The sequence below is a fragment of the Rhizobium chutanense genome (assembly GCF_002531935.1).
Taxonomy (GTDB): domain Bacteria; phylum Pseudomonadota; class Alphaproteobacteria; order Rhizobiales; family Rhizobiaceae; genus Rhizobium; species Rhizobium chutanense.
The window spans coordinates 431,284-446,755 of record NZ_NWSV01000003.1 but is presented as its reverse complement, the minus strand read 5'-3'; the positions used below and the strand labels follow the sequence as shown (position 1 = coordinate 446,755).

The window sequence follows — 15,472 nt, the reverse complement described above, 5'->3', positions numbered from 1 at the left end:
ATGGATGAAGTTCAACCTCGATACGCTCACTTTGTAAGATGATAGCGCCGATCGGCGGTAAACGAAATGAGTATCTACTTCGCCGTAATCTTCACCGATCTCGTCCGTCACTCCGCGGTCTGGAACAATGTCTCACGGGATGCGGCAGCGGGCATCATCACGGAATATCGCTACCTGTCGCAGTCCCTTGCCAGCCAGTACGGCAGGCGGCATGAAAATTTCACGGGGGATGGTCACCTCTTTCTTTTCGAATCCGCCGACGTCGCAGTTCATTTCTCGCTGAAACTTATTGCGTATTGGAAACAACGCCGCCGGTCTCTGGCCGCATCTCAGCACGGGCATGATCTTCCGATCCGGGTGGGCTGCCACTTCGGCGAATGCTATCGGATTGCAGACGACGACGCGTGGATCGGCCGTGCCATCAATATCGCAAAGCGCGTGGAAGCGAGCGCCGACCCGGATACCTTATTTATCTCACAGACCATTCTCGAGCTTATCGACCTTCCTGTTTACAATTTCGAGGATGCTGGAAGTTTCGAGCTCAAAGGCGACTTTCTGCCTTGTCGCCAGCTCTACAGGATGGTGTCCGTCGACCAGGCCGCACTTGCCGCAAGGCCCGAGGACAAAATGACCGCGGAGGACTGGTTCCTGAGAGGGGTCGGGCTCGGATCGGGATTTGCTGATGCGGTGGAAGACGAACTGCGTTGCTATCGCAAGGCCCTGGAACTCCGTGCCACATATCCGGAGGCTCACAACAATCTCGGAATTCTTCTGAAAAGGCTAGGTGACGCCGTGGAAGCTGCCGAACATTACCGGGAGGCGCTCCGCCTTTGGCCGAATTATCCCGAAGGCCATTATAATTATGCGATCCTCCTGCAGGAAATGGGCGATAAGGGCAGCGCGGAAACACATTATCGTGACGCCATTCGCCTTCGTCCCGACTTTGTGGACGCTCGCCTGCGATACGCCGGCCTTCTCGAGGCGAACGATCCGGTTCAGGCCCACTGCCAATACCGAGAGGTCCTTCGTCTCCGACCCGGCTTCGCCGAGGGCAATAACAACTACGGCGTCTTCCTGGAGCGGATGGGAGATATGGCCGGCGCAGAAGCCTGTTATCTCCGAGCTTTGGAGCAGCAGCCCGATTACGCAGAGGCGCACTACAACTATGCCATGCTACTTGAGCCAGGCGACCGCCGCAGGGCGGAGGAAGAGTACCGCGCTGCCATTCGTGCGAGGCCGAATTATCTGGAGGCCCATAACAATCTCGCCGTCCTGCTTCACGAGAACGGGGACTTGCCCGCGGCAGAGCGCCATTACCTCGCCGCTCTGCAGTTGAAACCGGACGACCCGGGTGCGAACTACAATTTGGCTCTGCTCGCTCAGGCAAAGGGCGACGCAGAAACGGCCAGCCGCCATTTCCGACTTGCAGAAGAGTTGCGGAGCGGCAGCTAATGCAGGTCGCCTGAAGTAGGGCATTCCCGCACCGGTCAAGTCATCCACTTGCGATGCTGCGCAATCTATCCACTAACAGATGTGGGGCGCGTCAGAAGTACTCATCTCGCCTGTAGAATTTGCCGTAGAGGTGCGTCAGCACCGAATTGGCTGCCAATTTTTCTTCATCGCCGTCTCCATAAACCAGTTTGGGCGGATCGCTTTCGCTAAAAATGAGAGCGACAAAATGATTGTCACCCACGCCGGCGATCCCTGTCGAAACGTCGCGCCCCTCGATGATCGTACCGTTCTGTGCAGAGCCACTCGCGGCTGCGGCCGCTTCGAAACTCGATTTATTGAAAATGACGTACCACAGCCAAGGATCGAACAAAGGCACGATGACCATCGTCCCAAAACAAATCGGGACAATCATGATAGCAACAAGACGACTCACCATTCCGCGGAGACGACGACGAAATAACGCGACAAATACGCCGATGAACCAAACGAACAGAACGCCCACGACCGAGAGAAAGAGCAGCGCCCCTCCCAATAGATCGAAGAGCCCTCGTAGCCCATTGGCCGAATCAAGCGGCCAAAAATCCAGGGCGCGATGGTAAGCGGCACATATGGTGCCAAGACACGCAGCGGTGACCATTCGCCGAACATTCCAAGTGTCTATTGGCACAACCGACGCACCATCCTGTTGTTTTCATTATCGAACGGTGTTCAGTGAAGTCGAGGCATTTTTGGGGCAGAGCGGTCCTGCTGCCATTGTGTCGCAGTGAAGGGCGACCTCTGAGGTGAAATTACCTCCTCACGTCATCCACTTCCGATGCTCCGCAAATCTCTCCGCCAAGAGATCGATGAACAGCCGCACCTTGGTCGCCAGATGGCTGCGGTTGGGATAGACGGCGTTGATGTTGAACTCGACCGGGCGGTAGTCCGGCATGATCTTCACCAGCCGCCCTTCGGCGATGTCGTCGAACACCACGAAGCTCGGCGCCAGGAAGATGCCCTGACCGTTCAGCGTCAGGAAACGTAGCATCTCGGCGCTGTTGGAGACGGCGTTGCCGGCGATCTTGACGCTTTCCTGCCGGCCCTCGCCATCCTCGAAGCGCCATTCCTCGCCATAGGGATAATAGGCATATTGCAGGCAATTGTGATCGGCGACCTCGGCCGGCCTTTGCGGCATCGGACGGCTCTCGAAATAGGCCGGCGAGCAGACGAGCATATGGCGCCAGGGCGTCAGCTTGCGGGCGACGAGAGACGAATCCGGCGGCGGCACGGTGCGGATCACCAGATCGTAGCCGTCCTCGATCATGTCGACCATCCGTTCGCCGATGCTGAAATCGAGCGAGATCGACGGATAAAGCGCCATATATTCGCTGACAACAGGCAGCAGGAAACGCACGATGGCGCTGCTGGTATAGACCTTCAGCGTGCCGCGCGGCGTGGTGCTGAGTGCGCCCGCCGTCCGGTCCGCCTCGTCGAGTTCGGCCAGGATCTGCGAGGAGCGTTCGTAATAATATTTGCCGGTTTCGGTCAGGCTGACCTTGCGCGTCGTGCGGTTGAGGAGCCGCACGCCGAGCCGATCCTCCAGCGACTGCACATGATTGCCGACCATCGTGACCGACATGTTGAGCCGTCGCGCGGCGGCGGAAAAGCCGCCGCATTCCACCACGCGGCCAAAGACCATGAGACTTGTCAGCCGATCCATATTGCCCTCGGATTATCCGCTGAGAGTTGATGATCCTTCCCGATATAAGCAGATTATCAGAATGAATGGCAGGGTGCATTTTCCTTTCAATCGGACAGGGCCTCTCACAGGGGAGGCCAGGATTGAAGGAGAAGGACGATGGTCGAGTTACCCCGCAAGGACATTTTCGAAGGTGCCAGGCAGGCCGAGCAGATCCTGGCCGAGGAAGCCGCCAGGGCGCCTGTCGCCGAGGCGGCTCCCATGCCGGCCGCCGAAGCGCCGGTTGCGGGTGCTTCCGGAAGGACCGGCCGCAGCATCGTCAAACGCGCCGTCATGGCTGCCGCGCTGCTCGCCGGCGCCGCTTTATCAGGCGATTTCGGCTACCGCTACTGGACGGTCGGCCGCTTCATCGAATCCACCGACGATGCCTATGTGAAGGCCGATTACACCACGGTCGCCCCGAAGGTCGCCGGCTATATCGGGCAGGTGCTGGTCAACGACAATGACACGGTCAAAGCAGGCCAGGTTCTCGCCCGCATCGACGATCGCGATTTCCAGGCAGCCCTTGCGCAGGCGCGAGCCGATCTCAAGGCGGCGGAAGCCGCCATCACCAATATCGACGCACAGATCGCCCTGCAGCAGTCGGTGATCGAGCAGGCGAGGGCGACGATCGACGCCTCGCAGGCCTCGCTGGATTTTGCCGTTTCCGATGCCGCCCGCTCGGCCCGTCTGATCACCAGCGGCGCCGGCACGCAGTCCCGCGCCGAGCAGACCCAGTCGGCCAGGGAACAGGCCGCCGCCGCCGTGGAGCGCGACCGGGCAGCCCTTGTGGCGGCCGAGAACAAGGTGCCGGTGCTCCAAACTGAGCGCGAACAGGCGGTTGCCCAGCGCGACCGCGCGGCCGCCGCCGCCCAGCAGGCCGAGCTTAACCTTTCCTATACGCACATCGTCGCCGCCGTCGACGGCACGGTCGGCGCCCGCTCGATCCGCGTCGGCCAGTATGTCACCTCCGGCACCCAGCTGATGGCCGTCGTGCCGCTGCATGCGGTCTATGTCGTCGCCAATTTCAAGGAAACCCAGCTGACCCATATCAGCCCCGGCCAGCCGGTCGAGATCAAGGTCGACAGCTTTCCCGATATCTCGATCAAGGGTCATGTCGACAGCGTTTCGCCGGCCAGCGGCCTCGAATTCTCGCTGCTGCCGCCGGATAATGCCACCGGCAACTTCACCAAGATCGTCCAGCGCATCCCGGTCAAGATCGCCATCGACGACGAGGCTCTGAGAGGCCTGTTGCGCTCCGGCATGTCGGTCGAGCCGGAAATCGACACCAAAGCTGCCCGGAACGAGACGGCGAGAGGCGAGGGATTATCCGGACATGCCGGATGACCCCGATCATTCCCCGAATGATCCCGATCATTCCCCGAATGATCACCCCAACCCCGTCATGAGAAGGTTTCCGTGAGAACCGGAAAGAGATCAGCCATGGCCACTCTTCAGATCGCCGCAAACAGAAACTCGCTGGCGCGCCCCGCCGTCGCGGCGCCCGCCCAACCCGCCGCCATCAGCCCGCTGCGCATGTGGGTGGCCGTCGTCGGCTCGACGCTCGGCGCCTTCATGGCGGTCCTCAACATCCAGATCGTCAACGCCTCGCTGGCCGATATCCAGGGCGCCATCGGCGCCGGCACGGATGACGGCGGCTGGATCTCGACTTCCTATCTGATCGCCGAGATCGTCGTCATTCCGCTCAGCGCCTGGCTGGCGCGGGTCTTTTCGCTGCGCAACTATCTGCTGGTCAACGCCATCCTCTTCCTCGTCTTTTCGGTCGCCTGTGCCTTTGCCGCCAATCTGCAGCAGATGATCATCCTGCGCGCCATCCAGGGCTTCTCCGGCGGCGTGCTGATCCCGATGGCCTTCACCATCATCATCACGCTTCTGCCCAAACCCAAACAGCCGATCGGTCTTGCTCTCTTTGCCCTTTCGGCCACCTTCGCGCCGGCCATCGGCCCGACGATCGGCGGTTACCTCACCGAGAACTGGGGCTGGGAGTATATTTTCTACGTCAACCTGGTGCCCGGCGCACTGATGGTCGGCATGCTCTTCGCCTCGCTCGACCGGGCGCCGATGAACCTGAAACTGCTCGCCAAGGGCGATTGGCCTGGCATCGTCACCATGGCGATCGGCCTGGCCGCGCTGCAGACGGTGCTGGAAGAGGGCAATAAGGAAGACTGGTTCGGCTCGGATTTCATCCTCCGCCTGGCTGTTGTCGCTGCCGTCTCGCTCACCCTCTTCATCGTCATCGAGTTGAAGACCGCCCATCCGCTCTTGAACCTGCGCCTGCTGGTGCGGCGCAATTTCGGCTTCGGCATCGTCGCGAACTTCCTGCTCGGCATTGCGCTTTACGGCTCGGTCTTCGTGCTGCCGATCTATCTCACCCGCATCCAGGGCTATAATTCCGAGCAGATCGGCATGGTGCTGGCATGGACCGGCATCCCGCAGCTGCTGCTGATCCCGCTGGTGCCGCGGCTGATGAAACGTTTCGACGTCCGCCTGCTGATCGTCGTCGGTTTTGCTCTCTTTGCCGCCTCGAATTTCATGAATGTGCATATGAGCGGCGACTATGCGAGCGACCAGCTGTTCTGGCCGAACATCGTCCGCGCCATCGGCCAGGCGCTGGTCTTCACGCCGCTCTCGGCGATCGCCACGGCGGGCATCGAGCAGGAGAATGCCGGTTCGGCCTCCGCCCTCTTCAACATGATGCGCAATCTCGGCGGCGCGGTCGGCATCGCTTCGCTGCAGACCTTCCTGTCGAAGCGCGAACAGTTCCACTCCAACATCCTGACCAATTCGGTCTCGGTCTTCGAGGAGGCCACGCGCGATCGCATCGCCAGGCTGACGGCCTACTTCATGAGCCACGGCGTCAGCGATCAGGCGCTCGCCGGCCACAAGGCCATCGTCGCCATCGCGCTCAAAATACGCAAACAGGCCAATATCATGGCCTTCAGCGACACCTTTTTCCTGCTCGGTGCCGCCCTCGTCGTCGCCCTGCTCGCAAGCCTGCTGCTGAAAAAGCCCGGTCAACTCTCCGGCGGCGGTGCCCATTAGTTGTCTGAAGGAGGAGATAGCCATGATATCAGCGATCCATGTTCCCGATGCCGATCGGTTTCCGCCAAGGGCCGCCGGCAATGCCGTCAGCACCGGTGCGCTGCTCTCGGTCATCGAATGGCTCTCCGGTGACGAATGCCACGCGCTCGACGAAGCAGGCCTCGTCTCCGGCCTCGGCCGCAGGCTTCAGGCGCTCGGCCTGCCGGTCGACCGGCTGACCCTGCATCTGATGACGCTGCATCCCGAGCTCATCGGCCGCACCATCGCCTGGGCGCCGGGCGAGCCGGTGGAGATCCACGATCGGGAACACGGCGCCCGTGTCGCCATATCGAACACGCCGCTGCGCAAGGTGATGGAAACCCGCGAGCCGCTGGTCGTCGGCATCGGTGAAAGCGCCCATGGACGCTGGCAGCATATCGATGTCTTTGCCGATCGCGGCCTGATGCAGCTCGTTATCGCACCGCTCTGCAGTGTCGACGGCCCGGTCAGCGCCGCCGTCTTCGCCACCAGGCGGCCGGGCGGCTTCACGGCAGTCGAGCAGCAGCTGATCGAACGTATCCTGCCGGCGCTGCGCAACACCAGCGAGCTGCGCATTCTGCGTCAGGTCGAGCTCAGCCTGCTCGACACCTATATCGGCCCGTTGACGGCAAGCCGGATTCTGGCCGGCCGCATCCGCCAGGGCGAGATCGAATCGATGCGGGCGGCCCTGCTGCTTTGCGATCTCAGAGGCTTCACCGAACTGTCGAACCGGCTGCCCGGCAGCACCGTGCTCGGCCTGCTCAATGCCTATTTCGACAGGATCGTGCCGGCGATCACCCGCGAGGGCGGCGAGGTGCTGAAATTCATGGGCGATGCCGTGCTCGCCTTCTTCCCGGGCTACGATGCCGCCCATTCCTGCAGCGCCGCTCTCGCCTCGGCCTGCGCCATCCTCGATGAGATCGACCGTTTCCAGTATGAAGGCATCGGCGTGAAGGCCGGCATCGCCTTGCATTACGGCGAGGTCAGCTACGGCAATATCGGCTCCGGCCGCCGCCTCGACTTCACCCTGATCGGCCGCGACGTCAATCTCGTCAGCCGCATCCAGACCGCCTGCAGCGAGTTGGGCGAGGCCCTGCTGATGTCGGAACCGTTCTGCGAAGAGGCCGGGGCGGGGGGTGTGGCGTCGGTCGGAGCGCACAGGCTGAAGGGTTTTGCGGAGCCGGTGGAGCTGTTTACGATTGTGCGGTAGGTGCGAGCCCGCCCGGCCCAGAGATACGGCATCCCAACGCCCACCTGCATCGAATGCATGACAGCTCTGCCCGAAACGGCTTCGCCTTATCCCCATCTTTCCGACATAGTGGCACCGAAATTCCATACGTGGGAGGAAGAGGCTTATGACCGTGCTGTCCGACGAACAAGGCGAGATCATTCGCGATCTCGGCGTTGCCGCCGAGATCGATCCCGAGCACGAGATCGAGCGGCGGACCGCCTTTCTCAAGGATTATCTCGTGGCGTCGGGCATGCGCGGCTACGTGCTCGGCATCAGCGGCGGCGTCGATTCGCTGACGGCGGCGCTGCTGGCTCAGAAGGCGGTGCGCGAGCTGCGGGACGGCGGCCACGCGGCGGAATTCATCGCCGTGCGGCTTCCCTACGGCATCCAGGCGGACGAGGCCGATGCGGCGAGGGCGCTCGCAACGATCGGTGCGGATCGCACGATGGTGGTCAACATCAAGGCGGCGGCGGATGCGATGCTGGCGGCGGCTCAGAACGGCGGCCTCGCCTTCGCCGATGCCGGCCGGCAGGATTTCATCCTCGGCAACATCAAGGCTCGCCAGCGCATGATCGCCCAGTTCGCGCTCGCCGGCGCGCTCGGCAGCCTCGTCATCGGCACCGATCACGCCGCCGAGGCGGTGATGGGCTTCTTCACCAAATTCGGCGATGGCGCCGCCGATATCCTGCCGCTCGCCGGCCTCAACAAGCGCCGCGTCCGCCTGCTGGCCAAGCGGCTCGGCGCCCCGGACGAACTGGTGTTCAAGGTGCCGACAGCCGATCTCGAGGATCAGCGGCCGCTGCGCCCCGACGAGGAGGCATACGGCGTCAGCTACGACGAGATCGACGATTTCCTCGAGGGCAAGCCGGTCGGCGAGATCGCCCGCCGCCGCATCCTCGCCGCCTATCGGGCGACCGCCCACAAGCGCGCTTTGCCGGTCGCCGTCAACACTCTCTGAGCGCGGCCGACGCTATGGCCGGACCGGTTCGCCGGTCCGTCCGGCCGAGGCGAGATAGGCCTGTGGCGCGAAATAGACGCCGTCGGCATCGAAAGCCTGGAGGTCTTCGGCCTGCAGCGCTTCGCGCACCTTCGGTCGTGCCGCCACCCGGGCCATGAAGCCGTGCAGATCAGGCCATTGCTTGAGGTCGATCGCGGTCCAGGGCGACCAGTTCAGGCAGACGAAAAGATAGGCGTCCGCCACCGTGAAGGCCTCGCCGGTGAGATAGGGTCCGGCGAGACGGCCGTTCAGCCAGGCGAGCCGTTTGGAGATCAGCGCTCGGATCTCCCCATGCACGCCGGAATAAACCGGGTTGAACAGCAGCACCATCGGCTTGTGCAGCTCAGCGGTGATGAAATTGAGATAGGATTGCACCTCGTTGCGGCTGATGTCGCCGAGTTCGGGCAGCAAGGCCGAACCTTCGGCGAGGAACTGCACGATCGCCGGCCCCTCGGTCAGCACCTTGCCGTCGTCGAGCATCAGCGCCGGCACATAGCCGTTGCCGTTGATGCTGAGATAGTCCTTGCCGTCGCTGGTTCTCTGGGTCTGCCGGTCGACCTGAACGAGTTCGATATCCAGCCCCAGCTCCCGGCAGATGATGTGCGGCGAAAGCGAGCAGGCGGCGGCGTGCATATAAAGTTTCATTGCGGTTTCCTCTCCTCATCAGGCGGTCGATGCCGACCCCGATACCGTTGAATATCTGTACTGTTCCGCATAAAATAATTCTCGTCAAGAATTTAATGCGAAACGGTACAAAATATGAAGGATGAGAAGAAGCGCGGCCGCCCGCGGGGGTTCGACGCCAAGGCGGCGCTCGGCAAGGCGCGGGATGTCTTCTGGGACCGGGGCTTTGCCGCCGCCTCGCTCGACAATCTGAGTGCCGCGACCAATCTCAACCGCCCGAGCCTCTACGGCGCCTTCGGCGACAAGGAAGCGCTTTATCTCGATGCGCTGGAAGCCTATCGGCAGGACGGCATGGCGGTGCTGGCGGAAGCGCTCGACCCGTCACTACCGCTGCGCGACAATCTCGCCCGCGTCTATGCCGCTGCGCTGGCGATCTATCTGCATGGTGAGACCGCCGCCCGAGGCTGCCTGCTGATCGGCACGGCGACGGCCGAAGCGGTCGAGCATGAGCGGGTCCGCGCGGTGCTCGGCCGCAGCCTCAACGATTTCGACGGCGAGATCGAAAAGCGCATGCGCCTTGCGGTCGAAAGCGGCGAACTTCCAGAGAGCGCCAACCCGCAGATGCTGGCAAGGCTGGCCTCCGCCGTCATGCATTCGCTCGCCGTGCGCGCCCGTGCCGGCGACAGCCGCGAGGTGCTGGAGGCGATCGCCCGCTCAGGCGTCGAGCTGATCTGCGGGAGCCTGCATGGTTGATGTCTTGGCCTCCCTCGGCCGCACCATCCAGGCATAGGCAGCGCCCGCCAGAAGCAGCAGTGAGGTGCCGAGGAACACCGAGCGCATGCCGATATGCCCGCCGACGAAGCCGCCGAGGATGGGGCCGGCGACCTGGCCGACATATTGCGAGGAGATGGAAAGCCCGAGAATGCTGCCGGCAGCACTGTCCGGCACGCTGTGGCGGATGACGGCGGCGATGCAGGGCAGCAGCCCGCCGAGGGCTGCGCCCATCAGGAAGCGCAGCATGATCAGCTGCCAGGAACTGGTGACGAGCGCCTGCGGGATCAGCAGCAGCCCGGCAACGGCAAGCGCGCCGGCGATGACGGGCCAGTGGCCGATCCTGTCGGCGAGCCTGCCGAGCCGGGAGGCCGAAAGAATGCTGCCGAGCGCGGCCGCCGACATGACGAGACCCGATATCATTGTCACCTCATCGGCCGCCGGCACGATCTGCGCGACATAGACGGTGATGATCGGTTCGATCGACATATTGGCGAACATCAACAGCATGCCGGTCGCCAGCATCGCGATCACAGGGCGCTTGTCGGCGATGGATTTCCAGCCGCCGCTCGCCTTGGCCGCCTGTTTGCGGGCCGGCGACTTCTCCTCCTTGATCAGCAGGGCGGTGGCGAGAAAGGCCAGGAAGATCAAAGCCCCGGCGGCGAGAAAGGTGCCGCGGATGCCGATGATGCGCGGCAGCGCGCCGCCGATCAGCGGCCCGACGAGATTGCCGGCCATGATGCCGGAAGAGAGCACGCCGAGCGCCCAGGCTGAACGGTCCTTCGGCGTCTGCGTCGCCACCAGCACCATCGAGCCGGAGGAATAACCGCCGGCAAGCCCGACGAAGAGGCGCAGCGCCGCCAGCTGCCAGACATTGCCGGCCATGCCCATCAGCGAGATCGCCACCGTCATGCCGAGGCTGGCGCGCACCAGCATCAGCTTACGGCCGTAAATATCGCCGAGCCGCCCCCAGAGCGGCGCGACGAGAGCGGCGGCCAGGAAGGTGGCGCCATAGGCAATGCCCGACCATTGCACGATCGCCGCATGATCGGTCACGCCGAGCTCTTCGACATAAAGCGGCAGGAAGGGAAGCAGCAGCGTCATCGCCACGATCGTGGTGAAGGAGCCGATCAGCGAGACGGCAAGGTTGCGCCTCCAGTAGATCGAGCCGGCTCCAGCGCTGGCCGCGTCCCGTTGCGTGTCGGTCATTCTTGCCTCGGCGTCGATCCTGCGGGCGCCGTGGCGCCGCAAGCTGGATCATCTCGGGTGAAAGTGGTAAAAGGTAACCGATTGCATAATGCAATCGGATAATCGGAGGGTTTTGCCATGAACGAGATGCGATCCAGGCAACAGACTGTCCGCGATCTCTACACCGCCTATCTCGCCGATCGCAAGGACCTTGTCGGCGCCATGCTGACGGAGGATTTTACCTTCTCCAGTCCGCGTGACGACCACATCGACCGGGCGGCCTATTTCGAGCGCTGCTGGCCGAAGGAGCCGGTCTTCCGCGCGATCGAGATCGAATTCCTGGCGGTCGAGGGCGACGAGGCTGTTGTTCGCTATCGCGCCGAAAAACTGGACGGCGGCAGCTTCGCCAACATGGAAAGCCTGCGCTTCCGCGGCGACAGGATCGCCTCCGTGGAGGTCTATTTCGGCCGAAATCTGTAAGTTCGCGGAGACGGCTTAGAAGATGCGCATCGCCGACGTCGCGATGATGACCATCGACACCGCCACCATCAGCGGCCGCACCGGCAGCCGCTTGACGAGCATGGCGCCGAAAGGGGCGGCGATAACGCCGCCGATGATCAGGCCGATCGCCGAATTGAGCTCCGACCAGCCGAGCGTGACGACGAAGGTCAGCGAAATCGTCAGCGTCACCGCGAATTCGGTGAAGTTGGTCGAGCCGATCACCCGCTTCAGATCGTGGCCGCGGCCGACCAGCGTGCTGGTGACGACGGGTCCCCATCCGCCGCCGCCGATCGCATCGAGCACGCCGCCACAAAGCCCGACGGGCGGCACGGCCCAGTCGCGCACCTCGCGCCTGCCCGGTGGCCGAAACGCCTTGTAGAGGATCAGCAGCCCGATCGCGATCAGATAGGCCGAGACGAAGGGCGCGATCGTTTTGCCGTCGATATTGGCGAGCAGGGTGGCCCCGATCGCGCCACCGATCATGCCGGCCGGCGCGAGCCGCGCCACCAGGCGCCAGTCGACATTGCGATGATAGGCATGCGACAGGCCCGACGCGGCGGTCGTGAACATTTCCGCCACATGCGTCATGGCGCTGGCATTGGCTGCCGGCACGCCGAAGGCGAGAAGGCTCGTCGTCGACAGCACGCCGAAGGCCATGCCGAGTGCGCCGTCGACGATCTGCGCGCAAAAGCCCACCACGATGAAAAAGAAGAAGTCCGATGTCATGCGGTCCCCTCGGGCGAATGCCGGCATTATAGTGGAAGCCGCGAATGCGGGGAAAAAATCCTTCTCAGGCGGCAGGCCCGCGCTGCTTCAGTCGGACGATCTTGAAGAAACCGTTCGGAAAGACCGGCAGGATCTCGGCAGCGGCAAAATCGCCGCGGCGCTGGACCCAGGCGAGGATGCGATGAATGCGGAAGGCGGAGGACCAGCCGATGTGGCGCACCAGCGGCGCCACCGCCGTCTCGATCGCGCCCTGCAGGCCGGCGCCGTCGCCGAGCTTGCTGGCGAGGATGATCTCGCCGCCCGGCCTGAGCACCCGGGCGCATTCGTCGAGCGCCCGTTCGGGCTCGGGGACGAGGGTGATGACGAAGGGCAGGCAGACCGCATCGAAAGACCGGTCGGCAAAGGTGAGCGCATGCGCATCCATCACCTCGAGCGCCTGCACATGCGCAAGATTTTCGCGTTTTGCCTTTTCCCGCGCCCGCGCGATCATGTGTTCGGAAATGTCGATGCCGGTCACCCGGCAGTGGCGCGGGTAATGCCCGAGCGTCAGGCCGGTGCCGACCCCGATTTCCAGAATATCGGTGCCGGCTGCGGCGGCGAGTGCTGCCAGCTTGCGGTGACCATCGCGCAGGATGCCGCGATAGACCCGGTCATAGACTGGTGCCCAGCGCTGATAGATTTTCTGCTGATCTTCCGCCCTGCCGCGAAGCTCTGACATGTCGGCGCGCCTCCCTAACCCTTCTTTCAACTCCCGAGAGTAGGTTTCGGTTCCCCGCGCAATGTGACGCAAGGCACGGATTTGAAAGGCGGCTAAGAGCAATTCCAGCAAAAGTGCGTCGCGGTTTTGCGTCCGGAATTGTGTAAAAACAAAGAGATAGAGCATCTTCGTGATTCGAAGAACGGAAATGCTCTGGCCCCGCGGCAGCCTATTTTGCCGGCATGAGCCCGAGTTTTTCGGCGTCCAGCTCGCTGCCGATCTCGACGGATTTCTTTTCCTTATCGTAAACGCAGATCTGGGCGATCAGCCCATTGGCGCCCTTCGGCTTGCCCGTCACCAGAGCGAGCCCATAATGCGAGCTGCCGAAGGGGTCGACGGTGGCGGCGGGCTTTTCGAGCGCGACCGCCGCCTGCTTGCATTTGGCCTCGACGTCGGCGGCGAGCTGCCTCCACGCCTCGTCGGAGGAGGCATGCGCCGCGCCCGAGAGCGAAAGCAGCGCGGCGGCCGCCAGAAGCTGGATTATATTCCTGTTCATATCGGGTCTCCCTTGATCTCTCACAGGCAAAGCGGTTTTCGCGGCGGGCAAGCCGGGCGATTTGCCCGCGCGAATGAAGCCCTGCAACTGAGGCAAATTTTCCTCCGGCCGGTCGTTTTTTGATATTTCGCCGGTTGCCTCTCCGTGCTTCCCCTCCTATGTTCCGCCTCACCTGCCGAGACGCAATCTATTGCCAAGAGGAGATCTGACATGGCTTTCGAATTGCCTGAACTTCCCTATGATTACGAAGCGCTTGCTCCCTTCATGTCGAAGGAAACGCTGGAGTTTCACCACGACAAACACCACAAGGCCTATGTCGACAACGGCAACAAGCTCGCCGCCGAAGCCGGTCTCTCGGACCTCTCGCTCGAAGACGTCGTGAAGAAGTCCTTCGGCACCAATGCCGGCCTCTTCAACAACGCCGCCCAGCACTACAACCACATCCATTTCTGGAAGTGGATGAAGAAGGGCGGCGGCGGCAACAAGCTGCCGGGCAAGCTCGAAGCCGCCTTCGCCTCCGATCTCGGCGGCTACGACAAGTTCAAGGCCGATTTCGCCAATGCCGGCGCCACCCAGTTCGGCTCGGGCTGGGCCTGGGTTTCCGTCAAGAACGGCAAGCTCGAAATCTCCAAGACCCCGAACGGCGAAAACCCGCTCGTTCACGGCGCCACCCCGATCCTCGGCGTCGACGTCTGGGAACACTCCTATTACATTGACTACCGCAACGCCCGACCGAAGTACCTCGAAGCCTTCGTCGACAGCCTGATCAACTGGGACTACGTCCTGGAACGTTACGAAGAAGCCACGAAGTAAGCGGTTTTCATCTGAACATTCGGCACCCGGCGCCCCAAACGCCGGGTGTTTCGTTTTCACGCCAAGCCGTCACATCCCTGTCACCGGCTGCTCCTAATCACGCCCCCATGTCTTCTTTCGCTTCTCCCCTGTTCCGCTTCGGCATCATCGCCGACCCGCAATATGCCGCAATTCCGCCGCATCAGGCGATGGACCGCCACTACGCCAGCAGCCTTGCCAAGGTTGCCGAGGCGATCGAGGTCTTCAACGGCTGGGAGTTGAGCTTCGTCATGACGCTCGGCGATGTCATCGACCGGAGTTTCTCAAGCTTCGACGATATCCTGCCGGTCTATGACAAGCTCCGGCACGAGGCGCTCTTCCTGCTCGGCAATCACGATTTCTCGGTCTCGCCCGGCCATCTCTCCGAAGTCGCCGCGCGTCTCGGCCTGCCGTCGCCCTATTACAGCTTCTCCCGCCACGGCTGGCGCTTCATCGTGCTCGACGGCAACGAGGTCAGCACCTTCGCGCCGCCGGAAGGCCATCCTCATCGGGCCCTGGCTGCCGAGATGCTGGCGGCGCTGCAGGCCAAAGGTGCGGCGAATGCCCATCGCTGGAATGCCGCACTCAGCGACGCACAGTTCGCCTGGCTGGCCGATGAAATCGCCAGCGCTGCCGCCGCCGGTGAACAGGTCATCGTCATGAACCACTATCCGGTGCATCCGCCCTGCGAGCACGGCATGTGGGACAGCGAGCGCATCGTGACGCTGCTCGCCGCGCAGCCCCATGTCGTCGCCTATCTCAACGGCCACGACCATGCCGGCAATTACGGCAAGGCCGGCGCCTGCCACTTCGTCAATTTCAAGGGCGTGGTCGACACCGAGAAAGAAAACGCCTTCGCGATCGTCGAGGTGCATGCCGACCGCATCGAAATCCACGGCTTCGGCCGGGAAGACAGCCGCACGCTGGTTTATTAGCGGCAGGCGGCTCGTTCGTCCTTTGCGGGCTGTCTCGCTACTGCCCGGTTCGCGCGAGTGTTCAAGACCCCTCCCCAACCCCTCCCCACAAGGGGGAGGGGCTTAAACTGCCGCACCCCCTTTCCATATCCGCGCCGTTTCGAGAAGGAACGAGGTGGAGCCCCA

General features: G+C 62.8%; 16 protein-coding genes. 9 read left to right on the top strand and 7 right to left on the bottom strand.

The window, feature by feature from the left end; genetic code table 11:
- The first annotated feature begins 66 nt into the window (after window positions 1–66).
- Window positions 67–1,452: a tetratricopeptide repeat protein gene (locus CO666_RS07235; RefSeq protein ID WP_097611380.1), complete on the top strand. Its 1,386-nt coding sequence runs from the start codon at window positions 67–69 to the stop codon at window positions 1,450–1,452.
- A 91-nt stretch (window positions 1,453–1,543) separates the two neighbouring features.
- Here the strand turns inward: CO666_RS07235 and CO666_RS07230 are convergent, their stop codons facing one another.
- Complete coding sequence (locus tag CO666_RS07230; protein ID WP_097611379.1) at window positions 1,544–2,089, bottom strand: hypothetical protein; 546 nt, start codon at window positions 2,087–2,089, stop codon at window positions 1,544–1,546.
- 159 nt (window positions 2,090–2,248) lie between these two features.
- Window positions 2,249–3,151, bottom strand: coding sequence for a LysR family transcriptional regulator (locus CO666_RS07225; protein WP_097611378.1), 903 nt, complete (start codon window positions 3,149–3,151; stop codon window positions 2,249–2,251).
- Between the two features lie 138 nt (window positions 3,152–3,289).
- Between CO666_RS07225 and CO666_RS07220 the strand changes: the two genes are divergently transcribed.
- The 4 genes from CO666_RS07220 to nadE all read left to right on the top strand — a co-directional run bounded on the left by CO666_RS07220 (window position 3,290) and on the right by nadE (window position 8,439).
- The gene (locus CO666_RS07220; RefSeq protein ID WP_097611377.1) at window positions 3,290–4,516 is read left to right on the top strand and encodes an HlyD family secretion protein; all 1,227 of its coding nucleotides are present in this window, start codon (window positions 3,290–3,292) and stop codon (window positions 4,514–4,516) included.
- Window positions 4,517–4,612: 96 nt separating this feature from the next.
- Window positions 4,613–6,232: an MDR family MFS transporter gene (locus CO666_RS07215; RefSeq protein WP_097611376.1), complete on the top strand. Its 1,620-nt coding sequence runs from the start codon at window positions 4,613–4,615 to the stop codon at window positions 6,230–6,232.
- A gap of 22 nt (window positions 6,233–6,254) precedes the next feature.
- Window positions 6,255–7,460, top strand: coding sequence for an adenylate/guanylate cyclase domain-containing protein (locus tag CO666_RS07210; RefSeq protein ID WP_097611375.1), 1,206 nt, complete (start codon window positions 6,255–6,257; stop codon window positions 7,458–7,460).
- A 145-nt stretch (window positions 7,461–7,605) separates the two neighbouring features.
- Window positions 7,606–8,439: an ammonia-dependent NAD(+) synthetase gene (gene nadE, locus CO666_RS07205; RefSeq protein WP_097611374.1), complete on the top strand. Its 834-nt coding sequence runs from the start codon at window positions 7,606–7,608 to the stop codon at window positions 8,437–8,439.
- A gap of 12 nt (window positions 8,440–8,451) precedes the next feature.
- Here the strand turns inward: nadE and CO666_RS07200 are convergent, their stop codons facing one another.
- Complete coding sequence (locus CO666_RS07200; RefSeq protein WP_097611373.1) at window positions 8,452–9,123, bottom strand: glutathione S-transferase N-terminal domain-containing protein; 672 nt, start codon at window positions 9,121–9,123, stop codon at window positions 8,452–8,454.
- Between the two features lie 114 nt (window positions 9,124–9,237).
- Between CO666_RS07200 and CO666_RS07195 the strand changes: the two genes are divergently transcribed.
- Window positions 9,238–9,855, top strand: coding sequence for a TetR/AcrR family transcriptional regulator (locus tag CO666_RS07195; RefSeq protein WP_097611372.1), 618 nt, complete (start codon window positions 9,238–9,240; stop codon window positions 9,853–9,855).
- On the opposite strand, the gene CO666_RS07190 is transcribed toward CO666_RS07195, so the two are convergent.
- A complete protein-coding gene (locus CO666_RS07190) occupies window positions 9,817–11,082 on the bottom strand; it encodes an MFS transporter (protein WP_097611424.1) in 1,266 nt (421 codons plus the stop codon). The genes CO666_RS07195 and CO666_RS07190 overlap by 39 nt on opposite strands.
- A 117-nt stretch (window positions 11,083–11,199) precedes the next feature.
- Between CO666_RS07190 and CO666_RS07185 the strand changes: the two genes are divergently transcribed.
- Window positions 11,200–11,541: a nuclear transport factor 2 family protein gene (locus CO666_RS07185; protein ID WP_097611371.1), complete on the top strand. Its 342-nt coding sequence runs from the start codon at window positions 11,200–11,202 to the stop codon at window positions 11,539–11,541.
- A gap of 15 nt (window positions 11,542–11,556) precedes the next feature.
- Here CO666_RS07185 and CO666_RS07180 read toward each other — a convergent pair whose 3' ends face one another.
- The 3 genes from CO666_RS07180 to CO666_RS07170 all read right to left on the bottom strand — a co-directional run bounded on the left by CO666_RS07180 (window position 11,557) and on the right by CO666_RS07170 (window position 13,541).
- Window positions 11,557–12,288 (bottom strand): sulfite exporter TauE/SafE family protein, encoded by a 732-nt coding sequence (locus CO666_RS07180; RefSeq protein WP_097611423.1) that lies wholly within the window; start codon window positions 12,286–12,288, stop codon window positions 11,557–11,559.
- Window positions 12,289–12,352: 64 nt separating this feature from the next.
- Complete coding sequence (locus CO666_RS07175; RefSeq protein ID WP_097611370.1) at window positions 12,353–13,006, bottom strand: class I SAM-dependent methyltransferase; 654 nt, start codon at window positions 13,004–13,006, stop codon at window positions 12,353–12,355.
- Window positions 13,007–13,214: 208 nt separating this feature from the next.
- Window positions 13,215–13,541, bottom strand: a complete 327-nt coding sequence (locus CO666_RS07170; protein ID WP_097611369.1) for a hypothetical protein — start codon at window positions 13,539–13,541, stop codon at window positions 13,215–13,217.
- A 210-nt stretch (window positions 13,542–13,751) separates the two neighbouring features.
- Here CO666_RS07170 and CO666_RS07165 point away from each other — a divergent pair, with 210 nt between their 5' ends.
- Window positions 13,752–14,354, top strand: coding sequence for a superoxide dismutase (locus CO666_RS07165; protein ID WP_003569477.1), 603 nt, complete (start codon window positions 13,752–13,754; stop codon window positions 14,352–14,354).
- Between the two features lie 107 nt (window positions 14,355–14,461).
- Entirely contained in the window at window positions 14,462–15,307 is an 846-nt protein-coding gene (locus CO666_RS07160; protein WP_097611368.1) for a metallophosphoesterase, read from the top strand.
- Window positions 15,308–15,472 lie beyond the last annotated feature (165 nt).

Coding starts and splice junctions, on each gene's coding strand:
- CO666_RS07235 (WP_097611380.1), top strand. CDS start 67: ATGAGTATCTACTTCGCCGTAATCTTCACCGATCTCGTCCGTCACTCC.
- CO666_RS07230 (WP_097611379.1), bottom strand. CDS start 2,089: ATGGTCACCGCTGCGTGTCTTGGCACCATATGTGCCGCTTACCATCGC.
- CO666_RS07225 (WP_097611378.1), bottom strand. CDS start 3,151: ATGGATCGGCTGACAAGTCTCATGGTCTTTGGCCGCGTGGTGGAATGC.
- CO666_RS07220 (WP_097611377.1), top strand. CDS start 3,290: ATGGTCGAGTTACCCCGCAAGGACATTTTCGAAGGTGCCAGGCAGGCC.
- CO666_RS07215 (WP_097611376.1), top strand. CDS start 4,613: ATGGCCACTCTTCAGATCGCCGCAAACAGAAACTCGCTGGCGCGCCCC.
- CO666_RS07210 (WP_097611375.1), top strand. CDS start 6,255: ATGATATCAGCGATCCATGTTCCCGATGCCGATCGGTTTCCGCCAAGG.
- nadE (WP_097611374.1), top strand. CDS start 7,606: ATGACCGTGCTGTCCGACGAACAAGGCGAGATCATTCGCGATCTCGGC.
- CO666_RS07200 (WP_097611373.1), bottom strand. CDS start 9,123: ATGAAACTTTATATGCACGCCGCCGCCTGCTCGCTTTCGCCGCACATC.
- CO666_RS07195 (WP_097611372.1), top strand. CDS start 9,238: ATGAAGGATGAGAAGAAGCGCGGCCGCCCGCGGGGGTTCGACGCCAAG.
- CO666_RS07190 (WP_097611424.1), bottom strand. CDS start 11,082: ATGACCGACACGCAACGGGACGCGGCCAGCGCTGGAGCCGGCTCGATC.
- CO666_RS07185 (WP_097611371.1), top strand. CDS start 11,200: ATGAACGAGATGCGATCCAGGCAACAGACTGTCCGCGATCTCTACACC.
- CO666_RS07180 (WP_097611423.1), bottom strand. CDS start 12,288: ATGACATCGGACTTCTTCTTTTTCATCGTGGTGGGCTTTTGCGCGCAG.
- CO666_RS07175 (WP_097611370.1), bottom strand. CDS start 13,006: ATGTCAGAGCTTCGCGGCAGGGCGGAAGATCAGCAGAAAATCTATCAG.
- CO666_RS07170 (WP_097611369.1), bottom strand. CDS start 13,541: ATGAACAGGAATATAATCCAGCTTCTGGCGGCCGCCGCGCTGCTTTCG.
- CO666_RS07165 (WP_003569477.1), top strand. CDS start 13,752: ATGGCTTTCGAATTGCCTGAACTTCCCTATGATTACGAAGCGCTTGCT.
- CO666_RS07160 (WP_097611368.1), top strand. CDS start 14,462: ATGTCTTCTTTCGCTTCTCCCCTGTTCCGCTTCGGCATCATCGCCGAC.